Below are 21,809 nucleotides of genomic sequence, written 5' to 3' on the forward strand. Positions count from 1 at the left end.
CGCATCAGGCAATTATAATTAAAATATATGACAAGTATTATATTTGGTACGACAAATGAAGCTAAAATAAAGCAACTTCAAAGTGTGTTGTCGGTCGATCGAATTGAAGTTGTCGGAATTGAGGACAAAAGCAAAATTCCAGAAATAGTTGAAAATGGTGAAACCGCTTTAGATAACGCCAGAATAAAATCCTTTGCTTACGCCAAAGCCTTGGGTAAAACGGTTTTTTCGATGGATAACGCGTTGTATCTTTCGGGTTTAACACAAGAGAAACAGCCGGGTGTTAATGTGCGAAGGATACATGGCATGTCTCAACGCCCGACAGATGAACAGATGCGAGATTACTATTCTAAACTGATCGACAAATTGGGAGGGAAAGTAAACGGGTATTGGGAGTATGGAGTTTGTATCGCCAACGAAAAAGGTGAATACAAAGAAACGGTGATAAGATCACCCAGGGTATTTGTTGGTAAACCGAGCGCTATTTTGGTCGATGGATATCCGCTTGAATCGCTTCAGATCGATCCGGAAACCGGACGCTACATTTCAGAAATGACGCGTGAGGAGCAAGATATATTTTGGCGACAAACAATTGGCCAGCAACTACTTATGTTTTTTCGGTCTGTAAAGTTTGCGTAATAGTTATTAATCCTACCAGTCTACGTTTAGTGCAAACAATATTTTCAACGTCAGAATAATTACTTTATTCAACAATTGCGAAATCTGTGAACTAGAAGCCCGCGGATGAAGTAAAGTATTGAACAAACTTTTATTAGTTTGTAGAAAAACCGCTGACTTTTATATCGTGGTTAATTATTGTGATTTGTCCGGTAATAGAGGGTACTTTCGTAATGAGTATCTGTTGACTTTATTCATTATTATTATTAACTTAATTCTCCTTAATCATGTTAGAATTGGAAAAATTTACAGACCGGATTACGAATTAGTAGGAATTATTTAAATAAAATGGAAAATGATCGACTGCCGAAATATTTATTAGAAGGTAGAGACAGTTTTAATTGTCAGCCGTGTAAAAACGGACCGCTTGTTACCGTGACAATAGCTCCTAATTATGATCGAGAAGGTACCCCAATAGAATACTTTCTCGGGTGTCCTTTAAGAAAACCGAAAAGTATGTGTCACGCGAGAAGAAATGACCGATATGTAAAGAATAGAAGATGTTGTTATTGGAAAGGTGACGGACTTGATTATCAAATAATTGGCCCGGGAATGGACCGTAAGCTCCCAGATGATAAGGAGTGGGTCTAGCAAAGACTGTCGCAATCGTGTGTAGGAGACACTAGAGCAGTTTCACTTCGTTACAGGCAGTTGATTAAAATGCAGTTAGAACTGCTTGGAAGAATATAATTATAATTGTTTGCTCGCTTAGTGTGTAACTACATCGAAGTCGGTTTCAAAGTAAGAAGTTCAAGTGCGTCTTTGCCGATAGTCTATTAAGCAATATAATATTGCCATATGGATATCGAATGGGAAGCGAAATTTTCCGATATAAATAAAAATGAAATACGAAGTCGGTTGGCAGTAAGTGGTGCACAATTGGTTAAACCGGAATTTCTCCAGAAAAGAGTCACCTTTAATTTACCGACAGGACATGAATTGGAAGGTGCTTGGGTTAGGGTGCGTGATGAAGGTGACAAATTCACAATGAGTTTGAAAATCGTTAGTGGTGACAAAATTCAAGACCAAAAAGAGATTGCATTACAAATAGATAATTTTGAAAACGCACGTACTTTGCTAACAACCATCGGTTGCGACGAAAAATCTTATCAGGAAAATAAACGGGAATTGTGGATTCTCGATGGTGTGGAAATTACACTTGACGAATGGCCGTATCTTGAACCGTTTGTTGAAATTGAAGGAAAATCGGAAGCCGAAGTTAGAAGAATTAGTGAAGAATTAGGCTTCGATTGGTCAAAGGCGATATTTGGCTCTACACATTTTCTGACAAGTAGAAAATATCATATTCCGGAGAGTAATTTAAACAACGAAATTCCACGAATAGTATTCAATGAACCAAACCCTTATGTGAAGTGGTTAGAAAAAAATAAAAGATAAAGATAAATCATTAAACACAATATTTATTAAAGAATTTCCATTTCCGAATCTCCATCCACACCAATCTAAATTCTGGTAAAATAACTTCAGATTGATATGAATATACTACCAAATGCCACAAGAATTTTGTGTTTTGGGGATAGTAACACTTGGGGTTATATTCCAGCTTCAGGGAAAAGGTATCCAGTTGGTGTCAGATGGACAAGTTTACTTCAAGAAAAATTAGGAAATGATTTTGAAATTATTGAAGAAGGCCTTAACAGTAGAGCTACTGATATAGATGACCCAAAGCATATCGGTAAAAACGGCTTAACTTACTTCAGACCTTGTTTGGAAACCCACCACCCGATTGATTTAATAATTCTTATGCTTGGGACAAATGATATGAAGGAAAGATTTAATAGAACTCCCGAGCGAATTACCAAAGGAGTAGAAAACCTCTTGTTGTCAGTAAAAGAATTTATAGAGGAGGAAGAAACCATAATGCCAAAGATTGTTGTTGTTTCACCTCCATTAGTTGATGAGGAAGTTGAAGGAGTAAAAGAAAAATATTTGGGTGCAGGTGAAAAATCAAAGCATTTGGGCTCGCTTTATGAAGTTATTGCGAAAAAATACAACTGTGAATTTATTGATATTGCAAAACTGGTTTCGCCAAGTAAAAAAGACGGTTACCACCTTGAACCCGAAGATCATAAGAAAATTGCTGATTATTTTTACGGTTTAATCTTAGAGGCAGAATTATGATTACGAAAACTTTAATAAAAAAAGTTGAAAAAATTGTATATGAAGATATAGAGAAGTATGGTGCTCCTTCAAAATTTCAAGTAGATTACACAAATGAAAAAGGGCAATGGTTAGCCAATAAGTTAGGTGCTGATAAGAAAATAGTGCTATTAGGAACATTATTGATGGATAGCAAGTTGGGACAGGCTTACAAAGAAGGAAGGCTGAAAGACCATATTGAAATGAGTAGGAAGTTGGCAGATGAATTCTTGTCTGTGAGTAGTGAAATTACCGATACCGAAAAAGAAAACATCTTACATTGTGTTTTACAACATCACGGAGTAAAAAAATTTTACTCACTGGAAGCAGAGATATGTTGTAATGCAGATTGTTACAAATTCGCTTCAGTAAAAGGGGTTATCGGAAGCATAAAAAATCTGAGAGATATGCCACTGGAGGATTTAGTTAAACTTTTTATTGAAAAGGCAGAAGAAAAATGGAATGCATTAAGTTTGGGTATTTGCAGGAAGGAACTTAAACCACAATACGAAGCGATAGTAAATTTGTTAAAAGCATATCAAAACTAAGATTATGAAACTATATAGATTTAGTCCCATAAAAAACGAGAAAGAGCTCTTAGACGCCATTAAGCATACTCATTTTGAGTGTTATAAACTTAGCAAGCAATCTTTTGGAAGATATTTACCAAATGCAGGAAACATTGGGATATTTTGTCATTACGATGATGAGTTTGAACGCTTGATCAAAATTCGTGAAAGACTTACCGAAAAATCAGATAATTATAATCAGAAGTATTTCAGATTACATAAACCGATTACCATACCTCAAAAGGGAGATGTTCCGGAAACTATTTACACCTATCTTTATATTAGAAGGCCTGATCCGTATCGTTCACAAGTGGGAGATGTGGATTTTTATTTGCAGCCAGAAAAATACAATAAACTAAAGACAGAAATGTTGAAAGGAAAAAAAGTAAAAGGGGCAAGAGTCTTTGATAGACCTGATTTGGATATGATCGAGCTTTATGATCCGGATAGCGACGCTCTTGGGTATGTGAGCACTGAAAAGATGTCTGAATTGGTGAGAGTTAAATTATCAGAACATACCAAGTTGTGATTTGGTGTGTTCGGGAATGACCTGTGTAATATGTAAATAAAGATATACCAAACTTATTCATCGATTCCGGTATGTGATTTTTACAACAAAGCTACAGATAATCAAGTAAAATAGTATTTATCCGCTAGACATCACTTATTAAGTTAGTCTAAACTCACTACGCAGCAAGTTTTTTCTACGACCATTAGTGATTATTAAAGTACGATATCATCATGAAAGACAAAAGAATCTGGATTATTTTTTTGATTATTTTTGTAAACCTACTTGGCTTTGGAATTATTTTGCCTCTCCTTCCTTATTATGTTGAAAGTTTCGGCGCCGGCCCTTTGACTATCGGGCTAATATTTGCCTCTTATTCTTTTTTCCAGATAATTTCGGCACCGATTTTGGGGGAGCTGTCGGATAAATTTGGCAGACGACCGGTTTTGTTATTCTCGATTTTCGGAACCGCAGTATCCTTTGGTTTACTGGGTATCGCAAATTCAATTCCGCTTTTATTTCTGTCGCGCATAATTGATGGAGCAACAGGTGGAAATATTTCAACGGCTCAGGCTTACATTGCCGACATAACTACCAAAGAAAATAGAACCCAGGGAATGGGAATAATGATGGCAGCTTTTAGTTTGGGTTTTATAATAGGGCCTGCATTAGGCGGCTTGTTATCGGTATATGGATATGCAGTCCCTGCTTTTGTAGCAGGGATAGTTGCACTTGGGGCAACTTTACTTACATATTTCTTTTTACCGGAATCACTCAAACGGGATGCGAATTCTATAAAAGTTAAGGGAAAAAGACGGCCAATATTTAGTGTTAAAGATTTCTATGATGCCTTGACTCATCCCGAAGTGGGATTGATGCTCAGCATTTCTTTTATGACTATGTTTGCATTTTCTCTCATGCAGGGTACGTTTGCCTTATTTACCGAGCATAGCCTTAGTTTGACTGCACAGACGAATGGGTTTATTTTTGCGTACCTTGGCTTTATCGGAATAATTGTCCAGGTATTTTTGCTAAAGCGAATTTTGAAATTATTACCCGAACACAGAATAGTCACTATCGCGATTGCTTCACTTGCAGTCTCGCTTGCCCTGATTGCCCTAAGTACCAATCTAATTATGCTTGTTATTGCAATTACAATTCTTGCTATAGCAAACGGAGTTTCAGGGCCGGTAATCGCGGGATATATATCGAAATTAACACCCGACAATGAACAGGGAAATATTGCCGGAATGAATCAATCGGTCGGCGGTGTTGCGCGATTATTTGGTCCGTTGCTTGGAACATTTTTTTACAGCCAAATAGGTATGAGATCACCATACTTTATTGCAACTGGGATTTTGTTATTAACGTGCATTTATGGAATTAAAAAATTAAAACCCGTAAAGGAAGTTGTCACGCCAATGTAATAAAAGTAAGTTGGTAACAAGTTTCTTTAAGAAAACTAACCGGGTTTGCAGCAATTCTTCGGAATATTTAATCTAAGAAGTTTTTGGATCTTGGATAAGTGTAACAATAATTTAATCTACAATTTGCAATACAATTACTTTTTGGCTCTAGCTATTACTTTTACAAAAGCTGATTTATCACCGTAAAATACTTCTTCTCCACTTTCAATTTTCTCTATTCTAAAATTATTACTCACAAGTGACCCAGCATAACTTTCGCTGAAAAAGTGCCGTACGTGTCCGCGGTGCTCGAACATATCTTTTTCTATCTCAGTGCCGATACCGTATAGCGGATCACGTGTAGATTTACAGATGAAGCAAAGATAGCCGTTAGGTTTTAATAATTTATGTATATCATCAATAATCCTGCGAGTAACTTTGTCAGTAAAGTAATGGAGTGATAAGCGGGCGTAAACAACATCAAACATATCGGAGAAAAAAATCCGCTTATTCATGTCTGCCACCGTAAAAATTAAATTGGGTACGTTTCTAAATCTTTCGGTGTTTTTCGCAATTGCAACACCGGAAAAATCCGTAGCAATAACACTGTGGCCGGCATTCGCCAATGCGACGGAGTCATTGCCGGCTCCACATCCTAATTCCAATATTTTCGAATTTGGATCAATAAATTTTATTATTTCCCGGGCAAAGTCAGTCGGCTTATCTGAATAGTGATCAATATTACCTTTTTTGTGTAACGTGTCCCAATGGTGTTGTTGATTACTCACATTTGAATTATAACAGAGGTTAAGGAATTTGGATGATTGATTGGTAGCGCGGAAGTGGTGAACTATGTCAGGGCCTGTGCAGGCATTAACAAGCGACCTTCGAACGGAAAAATTAGTCAGTTTGATCTTCAGCGACTCGCAGTTTTTCGGTCCCAACCTGTATATGCAATTCGATAGTGAAATCGGTATTTTGGCTTATTATAAAGTATAATTGTGTGTTTATGAGCGAAGGAATGTTTCATCCAGAATCGGCAAGACAAGGAGAAATCACTACAAGAGAAAGAGAGCGAGTTGCAGAAGTTGTACAAACTCCAGAACCGGTGGTAACAATTTCTGGCGAACAATTAAGAGAGTCACAGACAGGCTTTGCCATAGGTAGGGGATTCGAAAAGTTTGAGGATATGCCTCCGATAGAAAGGGCAGTTTTTTTGGACTATTGAAAACGGGGTAGCAAACAATCATTTGAAAGCAGAAAAGGCAGCGGTTGAGGCTGGACTAGACCGAAAAGAGCAACTTGATTATATGATTAAGGCTTTGGAGGCTCGAATGCGTGCATTATCGCGATCTCTCAACAAGGCTGATATTATAGAGTTTCAGTCTTTGGATAATATTGGTCAGAGTTTAAGACAAGAACATGCTAAATTAAAATAGACCTTATTGACATTCAAAGACTTCAGGAATTTCTTATTCATAGTTATTTTCATTTGGAGCTTCACTTGGAATAGCTTGATTTTCAGAGCTATCATTCCCCAACACTGATCTTAACCTTTCAAGTGTATCTTCGAAGTTGATTTTTTACTTCTGAAAATATCTCCGGGAACTTTTGAAAATGGGGCAAAAGGCTGGTTGCTTTATTTTGTGTCAAAAAGAGCGATTGAGGATTTGACGGTGGGGTTAGCAGAAGAGTCGAAAGATAATGAGATAAGGGTGAATTGTGTTTCGCCGTCAGATACGGCTACTGAGGAATATATTAAATGCTTTCCCAAAGACGCTAAGTCGCTGATGCGCCAGAACTAGTTGCGCGTCTTATGTTTGAAGTATCCAAGAAACATGAGACAAGACAGTATTGGGAAATTAAAAAAGGTTTAGTTTCAAAAGTCTGTTATCATAAATAATATGGAATGGTTTTGGCTTACATTGGTTTACCTATGCTTCATGGTCATAGCTGCACTTATAAACAAAAAAAGTTTGTCGATAAATGGTATTGACGAGCTTGTCTTTGGTTCATCCGTGCAACTTATTACAGGAATAATTTGTCTAGTTCTTGCATTAGTGACTGGTTGGAGTTTCACTTTCGATTCGAAATCAATCTTGATGATTGTTTTGATGATTGGTACATATACTCTGGCTGTGACTTGTTATTACACAGGACTGAAAAGAGTTGATTTGTCTGAGGAAACAATATTAAGTTCGACAGGCGCGATCTGGAGTCTAATACTTGGTGTTTTGATTATAAATGAGAGCTTTGGTTGGTCGAAAATAGTAGGAGTTTTGTTCATCCTAATTGCCAACACAATACTTTTCTGGGGACCGTCAATTCTTCGGTTCGGCAAATACGAGAAAATAATTCTATTTTCTACAATTTTCTACGCCCAAGGTGCAGTATGGGACAAACTTCTAAGTGGCTACGGTAATTCACTAAGCTATGTCGCCATATCCTTTGGTTTGACCGGATTATTTATGCTTACTTTTTATCACAAAAGGACAATTAGAGCGGTTAAGGGGACCTTTCTTTTGAAGGCATACTGGAAGGGAGTGTTGACAAACGGCTTATTGTATTCCTTTGCTTTTTGGGCGTTGTTTAGCGCTTATCTAAAAGGAGGGGAAGTGTCGCGAATGTTCCCGATGACACTATCAACGTCAGTATTGGTTCCAATTTTTGGGATTGTAATCCTCAAAGAATACAAAGGAATGCAAAGAAAACTAATTGCATCGGCTGTACTAATTTTTGGTATGTTTATGATCGGGAGATAGTGTAGGGTGGGGGTTCATGAACTTCTTGTTAGATTTCATTACGAATTAAAGATTGGAAATTTTGATTTTTTGGTAGATTGGTATTACCTGTTGCGTCAATTATTTCGTGCCTTACTAGTGTTACTGTGGTTTGAGAGTCCGACGAGAAAAGAACATAAAATTTATCACACTCAAAACCTGCCGAATTAATATGTGTGTTGTAATTTCGCCTCATTGTTTGGATCAATCGTCTTAATACCTGGATATGCGCGTGGACTGGAGGCTTCGTCAAGTGTGTCGGTAATAAGTACAACTATACCGTTATTAAAAGCATACCGTTTGTTATTGTTAAAATTTAGAATATATAAATAAATATAAACAAACTATTGGTAAAATAAAAATATGGATGAAGAAGGTAGGTACTTGTCATGCCATCTATAGCAAAATTGTAGTCTAGTCCCAACATTCCATTACAGTAGGTTACTTCATGGAAGTAAGCCAATTCTTAATGTGATTTGCCAAATAACTATTAATGATATAAAAATACATGCAATCACGAAGGTCAATTTTTACGTAAATAATTAAATATTATTTACTACCGTTTGTTTGTAGAAGTTGGTATCCTTTGCAAAAAATATTCTTAGTGTGAAATGGGTTCAAGTTGTAGATGATTTTCGATTCTTTCAACTCTTTCGAGTAGTCGAATGAACTCTCTGTCTAAGAAATTAATTGCTTTATCGAGCTTTCTGTCTAACTTATCTATTCTTTGGTTTAGTCTCTTTTCCAAATCAATGATCTCTTTATGGACAATTTTTCCAGTTTCCACTTGAACAATCTTTGTAGTTTCGTCATGCACAATCTTTCTCGTTTCCGCCTGAACAATTTTGGGAGTTTCCGTTTGTACAATCTTAGTCGTTTGTTCTTGAACAATCTTTGCTATCTGATTAAGATCTGTCTTTGTTAACATAAGTAGAATATATTATTATTTCCTGCTATTTTCAAGAATTCAAACTGTATCAGTGATTAGAAAAGGTTTATTGTGCTAACCTAAAAAGTTTGTCACCGTCCAAATTTTTTTGTGCAAATGTGACACAAATAAAAGTGCTGAATAGGTTTTGTGTGCCTACCACAAGGGTAATTCGATCCCGGGTTGTGAGAACATAACAAATATTAGTAACTCGATAGGCCACCAAAATTTGTCAAACAGCCAGGAAATAAAGTATTCACTCCCGAAATGTCCGCAATTCGTGGTACCTCCGTATTTAAATGGACAATAATAAGCTGTTCTAATTACAAATACTTCCAATAGTATTCCCGTGGCAAGGTATATAAATAATCCCAAACTGCCTATAAAAATAACTTTATTTAATCTTCGCGAAAACCGCAGACGAAGGGAAGTATTGGAAAAATTCTTTATAGTATTGCGAGAAACTCCCGCACATTTGGGTGTTGGTGGTGTATTATTTTTTTTCATTAGTTAATAATAACAAAATAATAATAGGTTATTTAAGAAGGTAAATGGTTATCAGAAAGCTAAAAGAGAAAGATTTCTTATTTTTACTATGAAGGATTTCTCTTTGGCAGAATTTGTCCTTTATGGGTTTTTAAATAGCCATAACTGATTGAGATACGAAATATTATGAAACTTATGGCACTCTTAAGGCCGCAAATGATGAGATTGCCTTGGGAAAATCCGTTCTGTAATTATTTTTTTCGATACTTACTTTTTCAAGCAATTATTACAGTTCTATATCTGAAATGGTCAAAATAATTGATCAGGTACCCTTTTCAAATTAACGGTAAGTGGGTATTTGTTAACAAAGTATTAATTGTCATACATGGTATACACAATAAAATTAAGATGAAATTCATCTGTTGTACCATTATAGTTATTGGTAAAATATAAGCATGGATGAAGAAAGCCCATATCTTGAAACACATAGATTTCAAATAAATGAAACCAGCAAAGTAAAGCTGCGTAAATTCAGAAAATTATTAACCGAAACACAAACCAAGCATCCTGAAATAATTGCTGCAACAGTTTTTGGTTCGCAAATAATTGGTAAGGCGACCGATATAAGTGATATTGACGCTGTTGTTTTTGTAGATGTAAATAAAGCTGGACTAAGTGACAAACCGGACGCATTGTTTTCAGACACGCGAGGAGACCAAAATTGGGAACAGGTGAATGGACAGATCGGGGATGTCTTTAGGAATAAAGCCTCAAAGTTATTGCCCAGCGCAGAAGCTAAACAAGGTATCAAATTACGCTTGATATCTGAAGCGCGAATAAATAATGAAATGGACAATCTCATTAACTATCAGCAACAAATAGATGCAAAGAAAGCGGATGGTGGAATATCAAGTGTTGTCGAAAGATCCAGGTCTGATATACATTATTTATTTCATCTGCAAATTGGAGGTAGTGATTTGGAGAAGTACCGGTGCATTGTGTTAGACAGATTAGCTGCGCTTGGGGAATTGGGTGATGAAATTTGGCGTGATCGTATAGTATTTGGTGTACAGTTTGATGAGAATGCAAGGTTAGGAGAAGTTGATCGCACATCAAATGAACTTTTTCCGCTGTCTATCGAGAAAGCAAGAGAAAAATTTGGTACATATCCTTCTAATTAATTGGTGAGAATTAAATTCGCGTAAAGTTAGAAAATATGAGACTTCCTTGTTCCCAGGGTACCTATATTAAAAATTGAACACCCTAATCTCATATAATCATTGTCGATTTTTCGCATGTAGCATCACAAGGGATGCTATAATTCGCCATCATGAGGGTAGAAATAGAGCCGCCATGTCCGTTGCTTCATTTTGGTGTTGAGAGTGTAACCTTTGAATTGTCTTCAGTAGCCGTATGGGTAATAGTTTATAAAGAGGGGGTTCCGGCTTATTTTCTTACTGTGCAACAGGCAGATAAACCGGGTAATCCCTGGGGTGTCCCAGCGGGAAAAGTAATTAAGAGCGATAATACACCTCAAGAAGCGGGTGTTAGAGAGTTGCGAGAAGAAACAGGAATAATAGTACAGACTGATGATCTACGATATTTAACTTGGAGCTGGGAGCACCCTGATGCTAAATCCGGCCACTTAATGTATGGTGTAGAGATAGACATTAGTCAACTAGACACTAAGGAGCCTCAGGTTTTAGATGGTGGAACAATAATATTTGAACCTCCAGCTAGTGTAGATAAACAAGAAATATCGTTCTTAGCATTGGTTCCTGTAGAGTTAGCGTTTAAGCCAAACGTACTAAATGACAAGCCTTATCATTTCCAAGAAACATATCGCGGATTAGCATCGTTGCGAAGAGTGGGAATAATTAGCGGAAATTATGGCTTTGAAAAAGATCCTTATTTATTTGATGATGAATAATTGGTGGTAAGCTAAATGTGGTGCGCTTTAATCACTAAACTTCGAACAATTTGGTGCAAAATTAGTCAGTTTAATCTCCATAGATGGCAGAAGTTCACAACTTTGTAGTCAGCTATAAGCTTTGTCTAATTTTTGATAAGATACTCTCATACGGCAATGAAAATTATTCTTACAATGGCAGTTTCAGCTAATGGAATTATTGCTTCAAAATCAGGAAGTGAAGATTTTCTCTCACATACTAACTGGTTACAGTTCGTTAGGTTAGCAAAGAGAGTTGGTTGCTTCATGTGGGGAAGAAAAACATACGAAGCAGTTATTAAATGGGAAGGAGATTACATCAAAGATCTCGATGGAGTTAAAAAAGTAATTGTTTCTCAATCAAATCTCGATCTTAAAGAGGGATTTGTATCTGTTAACTCTCCAGAAAACGCATTAGAAATGCTTAATGCTGATGGCTTTACAGAAGCAATAATTACAGGAGGTTCCACCCTGAACAGTGCATTTGCTGAAAAAGGACTGATTGATGAAGTTATCCTTGATGTTAACCCTTCTATTTTAGGAGAAGGCATACCAGTGTTTAATCCCTCTGACTTCCTGCTGACCTTAGATTTAATCGATGTTGAAAGAATCAACGATGGAATTGTTGAAATGCATTATAGAGTAATAAAATAATCTCCCAAAGATATGGAAGTCGAGATTAGTTCAGTGAGGCTTGGCAGGGGTGGAGGGAATCCCTTCGACACCTTTTACTTGCTCAGGGTAAACTTCTCATCCCTGCAATATTAATAACCAAAAATTCCAGATCTACGACCGGGAATTATTACTTGGCAGGGGTGGAGGGAATCGAACCCCCAATAGCGGTTTTGGAGACCGCTGTTATACCATTTAACTACACCCCTATATAACAAACAACAAACAACAACCAACACCCAACCTTCCAGCAAACAACAACCAACCCCCAACAAACAACAAACAACAACCAACACCCAACCTTCCAGCAAACAACAAACAACCCCCAACAAACAACATACAACAACCAACCTTCCAACAAACAACTTCTTTAGGTTGACATCCAACTTCCGAGTAAAAAAATTAACTTCTAATTAACTACAATCATCAATGGTTAAATATTGACAACTTACGGGATACTGGAATGTTGGGTTGTTACAAGCAATTATACAATACGTGTGAAATTATCGCAGAGAAGATTATTGTGCTATTACTTTTCCGTCAAATTTCATTGTTTGAAATACGGTGTTAACAAATTTTTCGGCTTCTGCGGAGTACTTGTAGTAGTAAACGTTCATTAAAAAATAATCATTTGTCACAGGGTGTGTGAGCTGATAAATTGAGAATGCATGTCCATCCTTAAATATATGCAGAGTACTATCCCATTCATATCCGCCGTAGTTATACTTATTATTTACTGAAAAATCGAGGTTTGTGTCATCCCCACTTCTGCCACCCTCTGTTGGCTTTATCTCAATAATATTGTTACTGAAAGTACAGGAAAGGTATTTATTCACCGAATACTCCTTGTTAACTAATTCGCATATTGGGGGAATATCAAGTGTGAATGACAACGAATCCGTGAGATTATAAGAAGAAATAAACTGATTATCTTTTAGGCTATATTCATTAACCTTTGGAATCGTTTTGGTGGGATAGGGTTTTGGATATTCCCATCCATTTGATGTGATGCATATTTTAGGATCATTTGGGTCACCTTTGAATGTATGACCCTTTTCAGATAAACAATCTTCGTATGAAGGTACGCTTGGAGGGCAGTACTTGGTATGAGTGGATCTGCAAATTTCGTCAGATTGGTTTATTCTTCGCGTGCTTATAACAAATAAACTAATGAGGATAAACGCTACGGTTGAAGCAAGTAATAATAAATTTCTTCGGAAAACTTTCATGGTAATATGATACCACTAAGAGTATAAGTTGGAGAATAGGTGTAAAAAAACAGCGAGAGATTACTTCAATTTTGTGGTTTCTTTGTGCTCAGTTTGTTTCTTGCACAGTTTACAAAACTTACTTAATTTAAGTTTTTCTTCCATATTTAACTTGTTACGCGTTGTAACGTAATTTTGCGATTTACAAATTGCACAAATCATAGCGACTATTTCTGATTTTGATTTTCTTGCCATAGATATTCTAAATGCTAAAGACTTCTTGGGAAACAAAAAGTTTCTTCGTAAGTTCTTCGCATTGTAGCACAACTTTTTGTTGGTATAAAGTATACAAGTTGTTGGTAAGACTTAGCTTATCTAAAACTGGCTTTAACTTGGCAACCAGTGATTACTTATATAAGTTATGTGAGTTTTGGATAAAAGTACTCGTGAATTGACATACGTCCTTTTATAAATTAATAATAAATATATGACTATAGATGATTTTTTAGAGGAGTGGTCAAGCGTTCCGGGAGTGACTCCTCCCAACGATAAAGTTAAAACAGAATTTAAAAAGAAACATCAAGGAAATAATGGTAAGGATAAAAGGGGAAATAAAGGTAAGGTCGAACAAGCTGTACCAAGAAATCCTTCTTTGCCAATCCCGGGTAATCCTGATACATTTAAAGCTTTACTGAGAGATGAATGGGACGAGTTGGCTGAATCAGGTCAGGTAAAACCAAGAGGTCCGAAAGATGATCACTGGTTGAGCAGGAAACGCAGTACGTAAAACAAGAAAATACTCTAGAAGATGCGGGAAGGTGCCTGAGTATTAAAAGGATCTCTTGAATCTCTTTTGATCTATTCTTGAGCGCCGCGCGAGTGAGCTTAAAATCAGGAGCCTGAGGAGGGGATTGAACCCTCGACCTAATTCTTGTGATTTATCATGCGACAGCTGCAAGAATGCGCCGCGCGAGTGAGCTTAAAATCAGGAGCCTGAGGAGGGGATTGAACCCTCGACCTCATTCTTACCAAGAATGCGCTCTACCACTGAGCTACCCAGGCACATCGAAATAACTTGCGCTTATGTCAAACCGCTAACTTCACGACAACCGCTCCTTTGTTTTTTTCTCTTCAAATTCTTCAGAAGAATTTGAATGAGTACATTTGTTCATTGACAATTTTTGCAATAATCTGTGAGCTATGAACCTGTAAATTAGTAATATGCATTATTAAAAATTATAATTTGATGCCGTTTTTGTGATCAAATAAACTTCCTGCAATTATCACAGGAATGTAAGTAAACACAACGTGCTTAGAGATTATACCAAATTTGTTTTAATCAAACTAACACTTGCAAATGTATTTGATAAGGTGTTTAAATTATGTATATGGATCCGAAGAAAGTTGCCGTTACCGCTCTCGTTCTTGTCGTTGGACTTGGTGGAATTGTCTCAGGTGCTTTACTACTTCGCAGAAATACGGAAATTAGAGATCAAGCTGCGGTTCCCGGCGGAAGGGGATCGGTAAAAATTCTTCCCAATTCGGGATCGTATAACGTGAGTGACAACATTCCCGTCAGTGTTTATTTCAACACTGATGGTGTCCCTGTTTCGGGAGTTTCGGTGAGAATTAGTTATCCCTTTTCGGGTACTACTCCCGAGGTTACAGTAAGTAATGTTGTAATTAATCCGGCTTTAACTTCCAATGCCGACTGGAGTTGCCCTACCAAAAACGTTGCCGAAGTTGGAGGTAATATAAATGTCGATGTCGCATGCGCAAATCTTGGCGCTGCCGGTTTTTCGTCAACCACCGACACGCTGTTGGCTTCCTTTAATTTAACAATTGCGAGAACTCCTTCGGCTTTGCCTTTTTCTGTGAAGGTTGATCCGATTTCTACGATTACCCAAAAATCAAATGGTGAGGATATATTGGCTAGTGACGCCACTACAACCGCCGTTTATACGATAGGCGGAACAGTCTCGCCAACTACGGCTCTTTCGGTTACCCCAACCTCAGCTGTCAAAACGACTCTTACCCCGACGGGAAAACTGACAACGACACCGACAAAAATCCCTACTGCCACAAAAGCGGCTACGGGATCGGCGATGCTTCCTGATGCCGGCATTGCTACACCAACATTTGCCGTTATGGTGGTTGGTCTGATTGCTGTATTTGCTTCACTAGCGCTTGCTTTGTAACCTTAGTTGCGTTTTATATCTTTATAAGTTTTTGTCTTAAATTTGTGACGACACATTACTTTTACGTAGATTAGCTATTGCTCAAAGCGGAGAATGATCAAATTACTTAAAAAAACCACAACCTAATAAGGTTAAGGTTATTTATCGAAGTCGTAACGTAGTAAATAATTGTGTGCTGAGGGAGGGATTCGAACCCCCGTAGCCCGTTCGGGCGCGAGATTTACAGTCTCGTGCGATTGGCCGCTCCGCCACCTCAGCTTAAGATTCACTAAAATACATTTGACCCCGAAAACGTGAATATTTAATTCTTACAAAATATTGTTAGCGATACAATACGATACTTTCAATACTGTGTATGTGATTTGAGCCGAAGGTGGGAGTCGAACCCACGACCTGCTGGTTACAAAACAGCTGCTCTGGCCACTGAGCTACTTCGGCGCAAATGAAATTATATCAAATATTCTTTGTAAGCCAAAAAAATCGACCCTGCAAAAGACGAGGAATTCTTTCCTGGAATGATCCAGGTGGGAAGGCTGCCATAATTACCAAGGTAAAGACGGACTTGCCACAAGGTCCGAACGAGTCGGACTCCCAGAAAATAGTTGGTCAGGAAAGTAACTTCCTACTATCCTCACAGGGTCTAACCCATTATAGCTAGTTTAAAAACAAATGTCATTTTCAATTTTAGTCATGCTAATTACTAAGACCTGGGGGTAACTTGAAAGATGACAGATGATGCTATTTGATTGCCTGATTAGCAAAAAGCACTCTGTGCCGTTGGAAGGTGCGAAATTCACATAAACGAAATACCTGTCCTTGTGACTGGAATCTTTACATTTGGGTTGATAAATAATACTTAAACACATAAATTCTCGTTACCGTTAAACAATTTATACCAGCACAACTGATACGCCTTGTATTTTCTTTATGGTACTTCCACGCGATTTGTCGTTTGGATAAAAAAAGTTTCCACATCGAAAGCGTAAAAAAATACTACGGACTTTAGTCCGTCGAGTATCGTTCCGGCTAATCGAAAAGTCGGGAAAATTCAGAAGATGAAGATTGCCCGAAAGTGACAAAAAGTATGCGAAGTGCGTTAGAGTAAAAGGGAAGCTATGGGTGTAAGTATCACCCTTGAGTCTCACTTTGTATGAATACATGTAAATAACCAAAACAGGAGGAAAAAAATACTTTGGTAAGTATAATTGTTGCGACTACTTTCAAATCAATGCAGGGCCGGGGAGCAAAATTCCGAGAATCAAATTAAGCAAAGGTCCAAGAAACGCAGTCAAGGGAGACGAACCGTTGACGGAAGCAAAAATCAGAAAGAAAAGAATTATCATACCGTAGCGATTGAGAAAAAGGTCGGCATCGGCCGCCTCACGTGCCGGCAATAGCGCTATAAAAATCTTGCCTCCATCCAGAGGATGAATGGGCAATAAATTAAACACAGCAAGCAAAACATTTAAATATATTAACGGTAATAAAAAAATGGTTAGCATTCCAAAGGGAGAAAACGGCGCGATAGCAAGTCTAATCAAAATGGATGCAATAACGGCGATTAGTAAATTTGACACTGGTCCTGCAAGGGCAATCAGAGCCGAATCACGACGAGGATACTTTAGATTATATGGATCAAATCGAACCGGCTTTGCCCAACCAAAGGGGATTACCGGAAAATGAAACGCATGTAGTATTACGAGTATCAATAAAATACTTGTGCCGATTGGGTCATAATGAACGATTGGGTTAAGCGACAATCTTCCCATGAGCCTCGCTGTCGGGTCACCGAGTTTGTCTGCCATCCAAGCGTGAGCCGCTTCATGAAAGGTGATCGCGATAATAAAAGCTACAATCGAGGCGAGTATTTCCATATTTTATGTTTATGTTAGAATAATCCTGGTTAAATTATTATCTTTGAAAAAAGAAACTTTTAATAGTATAATTCACAAGGTATCATTAATCAAAGGATAAGTTTGTAGTACCTTTTATAAATCCAATGTCATACATTTGCGAAATTTGCGGAAAGAAATCAGCTGTAGGCAGAAGCCAACAGCATAAACGAGGCGTTGCCGGTAAGCGGTGGAGAAAACGTGCACAAGAAACTGCGCGTGTATTTAAACCCAACTTGCAGAAGAAAACTTTTGTCGTGTCAGGCGAAAACATCCAAATGCGTGCGTGCACGAAATGTATCAAAGCCGCAAAGAAATTCGGTAAAGTAAAAGACTATAAATCAATCTCCGTCTTGTAACGTCTTCAGACACTATTGGAACTAAACCCAAGAAAGCTAAATTGCCCAATTTGGGAATGTTACTTGGCAAAAAAAGTTACACAACTTTGTATACTTCCAGGAATTGTTTCCAAGAAACGGGGTTTTTGCCTTCTAACTGAACAGTAATGATTTCAAGATTGTCATTATGTGCTTTAACTTCGAGAATTTTAAGCCGTTTACCGGTTTTTCCAATTTCCAGTTTTGTCCAAGCTCCCGGCCAAGGTGTAAGTGCCCGTACGAAACGGTCAATGTTTATAGGTGTGGGTTTAATTTGGTAGTTTTTTATGTATGGTATATCCCACACATAATCGGTTGGTTCGCCTGTAATGGCGGATTTTAAAAATTTCCAATCAACGAAACCATCGTCTCTTTTTATGAGTCGGGTGAAAGTTGCTAACTCATGATCTTGTGGTTTGAGATTTACCTTGCCTTTGATGTATGCGGGTAAAAGGGTTTTGATGACCTCGGCGCTTTTTTCAAATAGTCGGACCCGAAGGGTTGCGAGTGTATCGTTTTCTTCCAGTGTATCCTTAAACTGCGTCACGATGGGTCCGTGATCCATTTTCTCATCTAACTTAATTATCGTAACTCCACAATCTTCACCTATTGTAAGTGTCGATTGAACCGGCGAAGCTCCGCGTAATTTGGGTAGTAAGGATGGGTGAACGTTTAAAATACCATAGGGGAAATAATTTATAACGTCGTTTGGGATAATAGCACCGTAGGCGGCAAGTATAGCAATATCGGCAGGAACTTTTTCTCTTAGGACGTCTTGCGGAGTATAAAGTCTGGGAATAGATTTTTTGTACGCCCAATTATCGACTGCCGAAAAAGTATTAATCTTTTGTCTACCTGTCGGTTGCGGTGGTTGTGTTACAACGGCTTTGATACATGATCCGTCAACGGAGCTGAACGTTTTATGTAAAACATTTAGTACTGGAATTACGTTGTCGGGTGTTCCAAAAAAAACTATTTTCATGTAAGTTCAACTTCTTTCCAACGATCTGCTTTGTATTCATATAACGGTTGTCCTTGTTCCAACAATCTGTCTACGAATAGTATGCCGTTCAAGTGATCGATTTCATGTAGGACAATTTGTGCCGGTAAATTAGAAAACGTTTGAATTCTTTTTTCACCATTTTCATCAAGATAATTTATTGTAACTTTACTTGAACGAACCAGTGGTCCGTAGTAATGGGGTAAAGATAAACAACCCTCGAGTATTTCCCGTTTTTTGGTGAGTTCTTGTTTTGTCACCTTGTCAACTTTGACGATTTGCGGATTTATAACAACTTTGATGAGACTTTGTTCATTTAATTCTTTTGCATCTTTTGTAGTTAATTTCATTAAAAATATTTGCAGGTTTTTACCGATCTGAGGTGCCGCAAGACCGATACCTTCAGGATCCTTTTGTGAAACCAAAGTTTCTTCCATATCCCTGATCAAGTCTTTAATTTTTTTGTCGACTTTTTTAACAGGAAGTGAAATCCTACGTAAGGACGGGTCTTTTACGCCAACAATTTTTCTAATCATCTTGAGAATTATAAGCTGTGGTGGTGGGTAGATGCAACCGTTTATGTAACGATGTTAATTTTGACAGTTATTTCAATTTATACAAAAAATATTCTTGGAAAAGTAGTTTATTTTTCATGCTTTATCTGGACCACAAATATTGTATTGGTCAAACAAATCGGCCAGATAATCCACGAAAATTCACTCCAGCTCTTTAATTTTGGTGTTAACGTTTACGTCTGTTTGGTCGATGTTGTTGTAAATATACTGTAAGTGATATTGCGCTTTTAGGATCTCACCTTGGTCGATATAGAGAATTGCCGCCGCCAATCTCGGCTCTTTGTAATTAGGTTTAATTACAATTGTTTTTTCAAATGTCTTTAGAGCCAAGTCGCTTTGATTTGTTCTAACAAGAGTAAGTCCGTAGTTATAAAGTAGTTCTGCATCATTTGGTGCATACGTGATCGCATCGTGTAAAACATCGCTTGCAACATTCATAAACAACGGTTCAATTCCCGACAAGGATATAAATAGATACGCCTGGCGCATTTTCAGATTGACGTTATATTTGGATAAATTAACAGCGTTAGTTGATTCGGCAACTGTCGAGGAAACATAATTTTCTATTAAGTCGGTTTCATTCGATGAAGTGTTTATGGCAAGATCTGCTGCTGTTTCTGCAAGGAGCATGTGATAGTAAGGTTCCCTGGGTTGTATATTAAGTGCTTTCGTAATTAAACGTCTTGCTTCGTGTGCATTACCTCGTGACAAGTAAGATTTTGCGCTTTCTGCAAGTTTGTCTGCTTGCCAATACATACAAATATTGTAAATGGCAAAAACACCGAGTGTAATAACCGGTATAACAAATAGCAATTGTAATTTACCGACTGTATTTTTTTGTGCAACCTTAATGCCAACATTACTAGACAATGACTTGGACATCGCCGGATAAAGAAAGAAGATAAGAGACGTAACAGTTACCGAAAAACCGACAATGTTAGTGATGAGTAAGGTAATAAAACCGACAAATAAACCAAGGTGTAGTAGTCGTATACCATTTGGATGATTTGTAGATCGAATGTTATTTATAAACAAATAGAAAAAACTTCCAATGACGGTTATGTAAGAAACCAATCCGACCAAGCCAGTGTTTGCAAGTATATTTAAATACTCATTGTGAGCTTTGTTAAACAAAAAATTCCACTCCGAAGTAAGATTGTGTACAACCGGTTGATAACCCGAATACGTATAACCGAAAGTTTCCACACCGCTTCCAAAAATTGGATGTGCTCGCCAAATATTTAGTGCACCTTCCCATACAATTTTTCTAATCGCGAAAGTATCTGTGATTGTCTCGCCTTTGTTCCGGGAAATACTTAAGGTTGTTTTTTGCAAAAAAGAATGTGAGAAAAGTAAAACCGCAATCAAAAGAATTACCATAACGCCAACAATGCTTGATCGCATGTGCTTTATTGAATACTTTTCTTGCAGTTTAATTATGAATAAAACGGCAAGGAATAATATTAACCCGAGGAGGAAAGCAATTAAGCCCGACCTGGATTTTGTAAAAATTACAACCAGAGTAAAAGTGATGGATAATGCGATTAAACAAAGATTTGTAAGTGTTGTTACAACTTTTAATGAAGTCGCATTGCGCAATTTAATAAACAAAGAATCGGAACCACAATTAAATACAAACGACCATGTGACGGGAATGAGTGCGACCATCCATGCGGCAAGCCAATTGGGTTGACCGATGGTCGAAAATACGCGTTCACTAAAATTTTGTACCCAGCAGGCGGGATCAAAACTTGATTGGAGCGATGAAAAATAACTTGCAGGATTAGTGTAAGGCAAAGCTACTGCGCTGACAATTAGACATGTCGGACTTACTCCAAAGTGTTCGAATACGGCGATGATAGATACGATTAATCCCGAGACGACTAAGATTTTAAGTATTTTCAATGTATCTTTTTTGTCGACGTTTGCCAGGTAGATCCAATAAAGCAGACAGTACGAAATACTGGAAAACAATCCGCCATTATATCTGCCATAGTAACCAAGAAGTGAAGTTCGCACATCAAGCGACAAATATGTTGAAATTACCCCAGAAACCAAAAACAGAATTAGCGGAATGTCTGCTGCCGACTTTGTAAATAAAATTTTTTTGTTGATTATAATTCTAATAATGTGAAGGGTCGTAACACTCGATGCCACAAGATATATAAAGACGATTTTGGAGAACTCAAATATTTCACCCGTTTGGGGATAGACGATTAAAGGCGTAAAAAAAAATAAAGCCGAGAAGATCCCGACAATAAGCTGTCTAATTTTCTGATCCATAAATCTATTCTATGTGAAATAGTCAAATTCGACAAAACGTATTACTTTAATTTTTTACTCCCAACCCTGAAACCTGAGTTATCGCGTAAATTTTTTTCTCTAATTAAATATTGGTAATTGGTTGACATATTTTTCAGCATA

The 21,809-nt window shown here is 37.4% G+C and carries 27 protein-coding genes and 4 tRNA genes; 18 read left to right on the top strand and 13 right to left on the bottom strand.

The genetic code is table 11. The features are described 5' to 3' along the window. Window positions 1-27: 27 nt before the first annotated feature. The 7 genes from IPM62_02215 (at window position 28) to IPM62_02245 (ending at window position 5,342) form a co-directional block, all read left to right on the top strand. Window positions 28-639, top strand: coding sequence for a hypothetical protein (locus IPM62_02215; protein ID QQS39405.1), 612 nt, complete (start codon window positions 28-30; stop codon window positions 637-639). A gap of 327 nt (window positions 640-966) precedes the next feature. After that, on the top strand, window positions 967-1,269 hold the full coding sequence (locus IPM62_02220) for a hypothetical protein (protein ID QQS39406.1): 303 nt from the start codon (window positions 967-969) through the stop codon (window positions 1,267-1,269). 207 nt (window positions 1,270-1,476) lie between these two features. Further along, a complete protein-coding gene (locus IPM62_02225) occupies window positions 1,477-2,076 on the top strand; it encodes a CYTH domain-containing protein (protein QQS39407.1) in 600 nt (199 codons plus the stop codon). A 96-nt stretch (window positions 2,077-2,172) separates the two neighbouring features. Then, window positions 2,173-2,820: an SGNH/GDSL hydrolase family protein gene (locus IPM62_02230; GenBank protein ID QQS39408.1), complete on the top strand. Its 648-nt coding sequence runs from the start codon at window positions 2,173-2,175 to the stop codon at window positions 2,818-2,820. Next, a complete protein-coding gene (locus IPM62_02235) occupies window positions 2,817-3,386 on the top strand; it encodes a hypothetical protein (GenBank protein ID QQS39409.1) in 570 nt (189 codons plus the stop codon). Before IPM62_02230 ends, IPM62_02235 begins: the two co-directional genes overlap by 4 nt. 4 nt (window positions 3,387-3,390) lie before the next feature. Further along, window positions 3,391-3,936 (top strand): hypothetical protein, encoded by a 546-nt coding sequence (locus tag IPM62_02240; protein ID QQS39410.1) that lies wholly within the window; start codon window positions 3,391-3,393, stop codon window positions 3,934-3,936. A 212-nt stretch (window positions 3,937-4,148) separates the two neighbouring features. Continuing rightward, window positions 4,149-5,342 carry an MFS transporter gene (locus tag IPM62_02245; protein ID QQS39411.1) on the top strand — a complete coding sequence of 398 codons (1,194 nt, stop codon included), beginning with the start codon at window positions 4,149-4,151 and terminating at the stop codon, window positions 5,340-5,342. Window positions 5,343-5,476: 134 nt separating this feature from the next. Here IPM62_02245 and IPM62_02250 read toward each other — a convergent pair whose 3' ends face one another. Next, window positions 5,477-6,109, bottom strand: coding sequence for a class I SAM-dependent methyltransferase (locus IPM62_02250; protein QQS39412.1), 633 nt, complete (start codon window positions 6,107-6,109; stop codon window positions 5,477-5,479). 221 nt (window positions 6,110-6,330) lie between these two features. Here IPM62_02250 and IPM62_02255 point away from each other — a divergent pair, with 221 nt between their 5' ends. The 4 genes from IPM62_02255 (at window position 6,331) to IPM62_02270 (ending at window position 8,083) form a co-directional block, all read left to right on the top strand. Further along, window positions 6,331-6,549, top strand: coding sequence for a hypothetical protein (locus tag IPM62_02255; GenBank protein ID QQS39413.1), 219 nt, complete (start codon window positions 6,331-6,333; stop codon window positions 6,547-6,549). Window positions 6,550-6,571: 22 nt separating this feature from the next. Beyond that, window positions 6,572-6,760, top strand: a complete 189-nt coding sequence (locus IPM62_02260; protein ID QQS39414.1) for a hypothetical protein — start codon at window positions 6,572-6,574, stop codon at window positions 6,758-6,760. Window positions 6,761-6,967: 207 nt separating this feature from the next. Continuing rightward, window positions 6,968-7,126 (top strand): hypothetical protein, encoded by a 159-nt coding sequence (locus IPM62_02265; GenBank protein QQS39415.1) that lies wholly within the window; start codon window positions 6,968-6,970, stop codon window positions 7,124-7,126. Window positions 7,127-7,264: 138 nt separating this feature from the next. Next, a complete protein-coding gene (locus IPM62_02270; GenBank protein QQS39416.1) occupies window positions 7,265-8,083 on the top strand; it encodes an EamA family transporter in 819 nt (272 codons plus the stop codon). Between the two features lie 619 nt (window positions 8,084-8,702). Here the strand turns inward: IPM62_02270 and IPM62_02275 are convergent. Both IPM62_02275 and IPM62_02280 read right to left on the bottom strand, forming a co-directional pair. Then, window positions 8,703-9,029 carry a hypothetical protein gene (locus IPM62_02275; protein ID QQS39417.1) on the bottom strand — a complete coding sequence of 109 codons (327 nt, stop codon included), beginning with the start codon at window positions 9,027-9,029 and terminating at the stop codon, window positions 8,703-8,705. Between the two features lie 156 nt (window positions 9,030-9,185). Further along, entirely contained in the window at window positions 9,186-9,536 is a 351-nt protein-coding gene (locus IPM62_02280; protein QQS39418.1) for a hypothetical protein, read from the bottom strand. Window positions 9,537-9,970: 434 nt separating this feature from the next. Here IPM62_02280 and IPM62_02285 point away from each other — a divergent pair, with 434 nt between their 5' ends. From IPM62_02285 to IPM62_02295, 3 genes are all read left to right on the top strand, one after another. Further along, window positions 9,971-10,696 (top strand): nucleotidyltransferase domain-containing protein, encoded by a 726-nt coding sequence (locus IPM62_02285; GenBank protein ID QQS39419.1) that lies wholly within the window; start codon window positions 9,971-9,973, stop codon window positions 10,694-10,696. A gap of 149 nt (window positions 10,697-10,845) precedes the next feature. Continuing rightward, complete coding sequence (locus IPM62_02290; protein ID QQS39420.1) at window positions 10,846-11,445, top strand: NUDIX domain-containing protein; 600 nt, start codon at window positions 10,846-10,848, stop codon at window positions 11,443-11,445. 156 nt (window positions 11,446-11,601) lie between these two features. Next, complete coding sequence (locus IPM62_02295; GenBank protein QQS39421.1) at window positions 11,602-12,117, top strand: dihydrofolate reductase family protein; 516 nt, start codon at window positions 11,602-11,604, stop codon at window positions 12,115-12,117. A gap of 153 nt (window positions 12,118-12,270) precedes the next feature. On the opposite strand, the gene IPM62_02300 is transcribed toward IPM62_02295, so the two are convergent. The 3 genes from IPM62_02300 to rpmG form a co-directional block, all read right to left on the bottom strand. Continuing rightward, a tRNA-Trp gene (locus IPM62_02300) sits at window positions 12,271-12,344 on the bottom strand. 309 nt (window positions 12,345-12,653) lie between these two features. Further along, window positions 12,654-13,364, bottom strand: coding sequence for a hypothetical protein (locus tag IPM62_02305; GenBank protein ID QQS39422.1), 711 nt, complete (start codon window positions 13,362-13,364; stop codon window positions 12,654-12,656). Between the two features lie 60 nt (window positions 13,365-13,424). After that, window positions 13,425-13,598, bottom strand: a complete 174-nt coding sequence (gene rpmG / locus IPM62_02310; protein ID QQS39423.1) for a 50S ribosomal protein L33 — start codon at window positions 13,596-13,598, stop codon at window positions 13,425-13,427. Between the two features lie 232 nt (window positions 13,599-13,830). On the opposite strand from rpmG, the gene IPM62_02315 reads away from it, so the two are divergent. Continuing rightward, window positions 13,831-14,130, top strand: coding sequence for a hypothetical protein (locus IPM62_02315; protein QQS39424.1), 300 nt, complete (start codon window positions 13,831-13,833; stop codon window positions 14,128-14,130). 203 nt (window positions 14,131-14,333) lie between these two features. Here IPM62_02315 and IPM62_02320 read toward each other — a convergent pair. Next, a tRNA-Thr gene (locus IPM62_02320) sits at window positions 14,334-14,405 on the bottom strand. 326 nt (window positions 14,406-14,731) lie between these two features. On the opposite strand from IPM62_02320, the gene IPM62_02325 reads away from it, so the two are divergent. Next, window positions 14,732-15,541 carry a hypothetical protein gene (locus IPM62_02325; protein ID QQS39425.1) on the top strand — a complete coding sequence of 270 codons (810 nt, stop codon included), beginning with the start codon at window positions 14,732-14,734 and terminating at the stop codon, window positions 15,539-15,541. 173 nt (window positions 15,542-15,714) lie between these two features. Here the strand turns inward: IPM62_02325 and IPM62_02330 are convergent. After that, a tRNA-Tyr gene (locus IPM62_02330) sits at window positions 15,715-15,799 on the bottom strand. A gap of 107 nt (window positions 15,800-15,906) precedes the next feature. Beyond that, a tRNA-Thr gene (locus tag IPM62_02335) sits at window positions 15,907-15,979 on the bottom strand. A gap of 4 nt (window positions 15,980-15,983) precedes the next feature. Between IPM62_02335 and IPM62_02340 the strand changes: the two genes are divergently transcribed. Next, window positions 15,984-16,199, top strand: coding sequence for a hypothetical protein (locus IPM62_02340; protein QQS39426.1), 216 nt, complete (start codon window positions 15,984-15,986; stop codon window positions 16,197-16,199). 562 nt (window positions 16,200-16,761) lie between these two features. On the opposite strand, the gene IPM62_02345 is transcribed toward IPM62_02340, so the two are convergent. Beyond that, on the bottom strand, window positions 16,762-17,415 hold the full coding sequence (locus IPM62_02345; protein ID QQS39427.1) for a site-2 protease family protein: 654 nt from the start codon (window positions 17,413-17,415) through the stop codon (window positions 16,762-16,764). Window positions 17,416-17,540: 125 nt separating this feature from the next. Between IPM62_02345 and rpmB the strand changes: the two genes are divergently transcribed. After that, on the top strand, window positions 17,541-17,792 hold the full coding sequence (gene rpmB, locus IPM62_02350) for a 50S ribosomal protein L28 (GenBank protein QQS39428.1): 252 nt from the start codon (window positions 17,541-17,543) through the stop codon (window positions 17,790-17,792). A 76-nt stretch (window positions 17,793-17,868) separates the two neighbouring features. Here rpmB and IPM62_02355 read toward each other — a convergent pair whose 3' ends face one another. From IPM62_02355 to IPM62_02365, 3 genes are all read right to left on the bottom strand, one after another. Next, window positions 17,869-18,792 carry a methionyl-tRNA formyltransferase gene (locus tag IPM62_02355; GenBank protein QQS39429.1) on the bottom strand — a complete coding sequence of 308 codons (924 nt, stop codon included), beginning with the start codon at window positions 18,790-18,792 and terminating at the stop codon, window positions 17,869-17,871. Continuing rightward, window positions 18,789-19,346, bottom strand: a complete 558-nt coding sequence (gene def / locus IPM62_02360) for a peptide deformylase (protein ID QQS39430.1) — start codon at window positions 19,344-19,346, stop codon at window positions 18,789-18,791. Before def ends, IPM62_02355 begins: the two co-directional genes overlap by 4 nt. Before the next feature lie 180 nt (window positions 19,347-19,526). After that, entirely contained in the window at window positions 19,527-21,668 is a 2,142-nt protein-coding gene (locus IPM62_02365) for an O-antigen ligase family protein (protein QQS39431.1), read from the bottom strand. Window positions 21,669-21,809: the final 141 nt, after the last annotated feature.

This window comes from Candidatus Woesebacteria bacterium, assembly GCA_016700095.1.
Taxonomy (GTDB): domain Bacteria; phylum Patescibacteriota; class Microgenomatia; order UBA8517; family UBA8517.

Excerpts from the sequence above, each read along its gene's own strand:
- IPM62_02285 (QQS39419.1), top strand. The coding sequence starts at position 9,971 with ATGGATGAAGAAAGCCCATATCTTGAAACACATAGATTTCAAATAAAT.
- IPM62_02365 (QQS39431.1), bottom strand. The coding sequence starts at position 21,668 with ATGGATCAGAAAATTAGACAGCTTATTGTCGGGATCTTCTCGGCTTTA.
- IPM62_02340 (QQS39426.1), top strand. The coding sequence starts at position 15,984 with ATGAAATTATATCAAATATTCTTTGTAAGCCAAAAAAATCGACCCTGC.
- IPM62_02355 (QQS39429.1), bottom strand. The coding sequence starts at position 18,792 with ATGAAAATAGTTTTTTTTGGAACACCCGACAACGTAATTCCAGTACTA.
- IPM62_02230 (QQS39408.1), top strand. The coding sequence starts at position 2,173 with ATGAATATACTACCAAATGCCACAAGAATTTTGTGTTTTGGGGATAGT.
- IPM62_02295 (QQS39421.1), top strand. The coding sequence starts at position 11,602 with ATGAAAATTATTCTTACAATGGCAGTTTCAGCTAATGGAATTATTGCT.
- IPM62_02280 (QQS39418.1), bottom strand. The coding sequence starts at position 9,536 with ATGAAAAAAAATAATACACCACCAACACCCAAATGTGCGGGAGTTTCT.
- IPM62_02255 (QQS39413.1), top strand. The coding sequence starts at position 6,331 with ATGAGCGAAGGAATGTTTCATCCAGAATCGGCAAGACAAGGAGAAATC.
- IPM62_02325 (QQS39425.1), top strand. The coding sequence starts at position 14,732 with ATGGATCCGAAGAAAGTTGCCGTTACCGCTCTCGTTCTTGTCGTTGGA.
- IPM62_02315 (QQS39424.1), top strand. The coding sequence starts at position 13,831 with ATGACTATAGATGATTTTTTAGAGGAGTGGTCAAGCGTTCCGGGAGTG.
- IPM62_02275 (QQS39417.1), bottom strand. The coding sequence starts at position 9,029 with ATGTTAACAAAGACAGATCTTAATCAGATAGCAAAGATTGTTCAAGAA.
- rpmG (QQS39423.1), bottom strand. The coding sequence starts at position 13,598 with ATGGCAAGAAAATCAAAATCAGAAATAGTCGCTATGATTTGTGCAATT.
- IPM62_02225 (QQS39407.1), top strand. The coding sequence starts at position 1,477 with ATGGATATCGAATGGGAAGCGAAATTTTCCGATATAAATAAAAATGAA.
- IPM62_02215 (QQS39405.1), top strand. The coding sequence starts at position 28 with ATGACAAGTATTATATTTGGTACGACAAATGAAGCTAAAATAAAGCAA.
- IPM62_02245 (QQS39411.1), top strand. The coding sequence starts at position 4,149 with ATGAAAGACAAAAGAATCTGGATTATTTTTTTGATTATTTTTGTAAAC.
- IPM62_02240 (QQS39410.1), top strand. The coding sequence starts at position 3,391 with ATGAAACTATATAGATTTAGTCCCATAAAAAACGAGAAAGAGCTCTTA.
- IPM62_02345 (QQS39427.1), bottom strand. The coding sequence starts at position 17,415 with ATGGAAATACTCGCCTCGATTGTAGCTTTTATTATCGCGATCACCTTT.
- IPM62_02220 (QQS39406.1), top strand. The coding sequence starts at position 967 with ATGGAAAATGATCGACTGCCGAAATATTTATTAGAAGGTAGAGACAGT.
- IPM62_02270 (QQS39416.1), top strand. The coding sequence starts at position 7,265 with ATGGTCATAGCTGCACTTATAAACAAAAAAAGTTTGTCGATAAATGGT.
- IPM62_02235 (QQS39409.1), top strand. The coding sequence starts at position 2,817 with ATGATTACGAAAACTTTAATAAAAAAAGTTGAAAAAATTGTATATGAA.
- rpmB (QQS39428.1), top strand. The coding sequence starts at position 17,541 with ATGTCATACATTTGCGAAATTTGCGGAAAGAAATCAGCTGTAGGCAGA.
- IPM62_02290 (QQS39420.1), top strand. The coding sequence starts at position 10,846 with ATGAGGGTAGAAATAGAGCCGCCATGTCCGTTGCTTCATTTTGGTGTT.
- IPM62_02305 (QQS39422.1), bottom strand. The coding sequence starts at position 13,364 with ATGAAAGTTTTCCGAAGAAATTTATTATTACTTGCTTCAACCGTAGCG.
- def (QQS39430.1), bottom strand. The coding sequence starts at position 19,346 with ATGATTAGAAAAATTGTTGGCGTAAAAGACCCGTCCTTACGTAGGATT.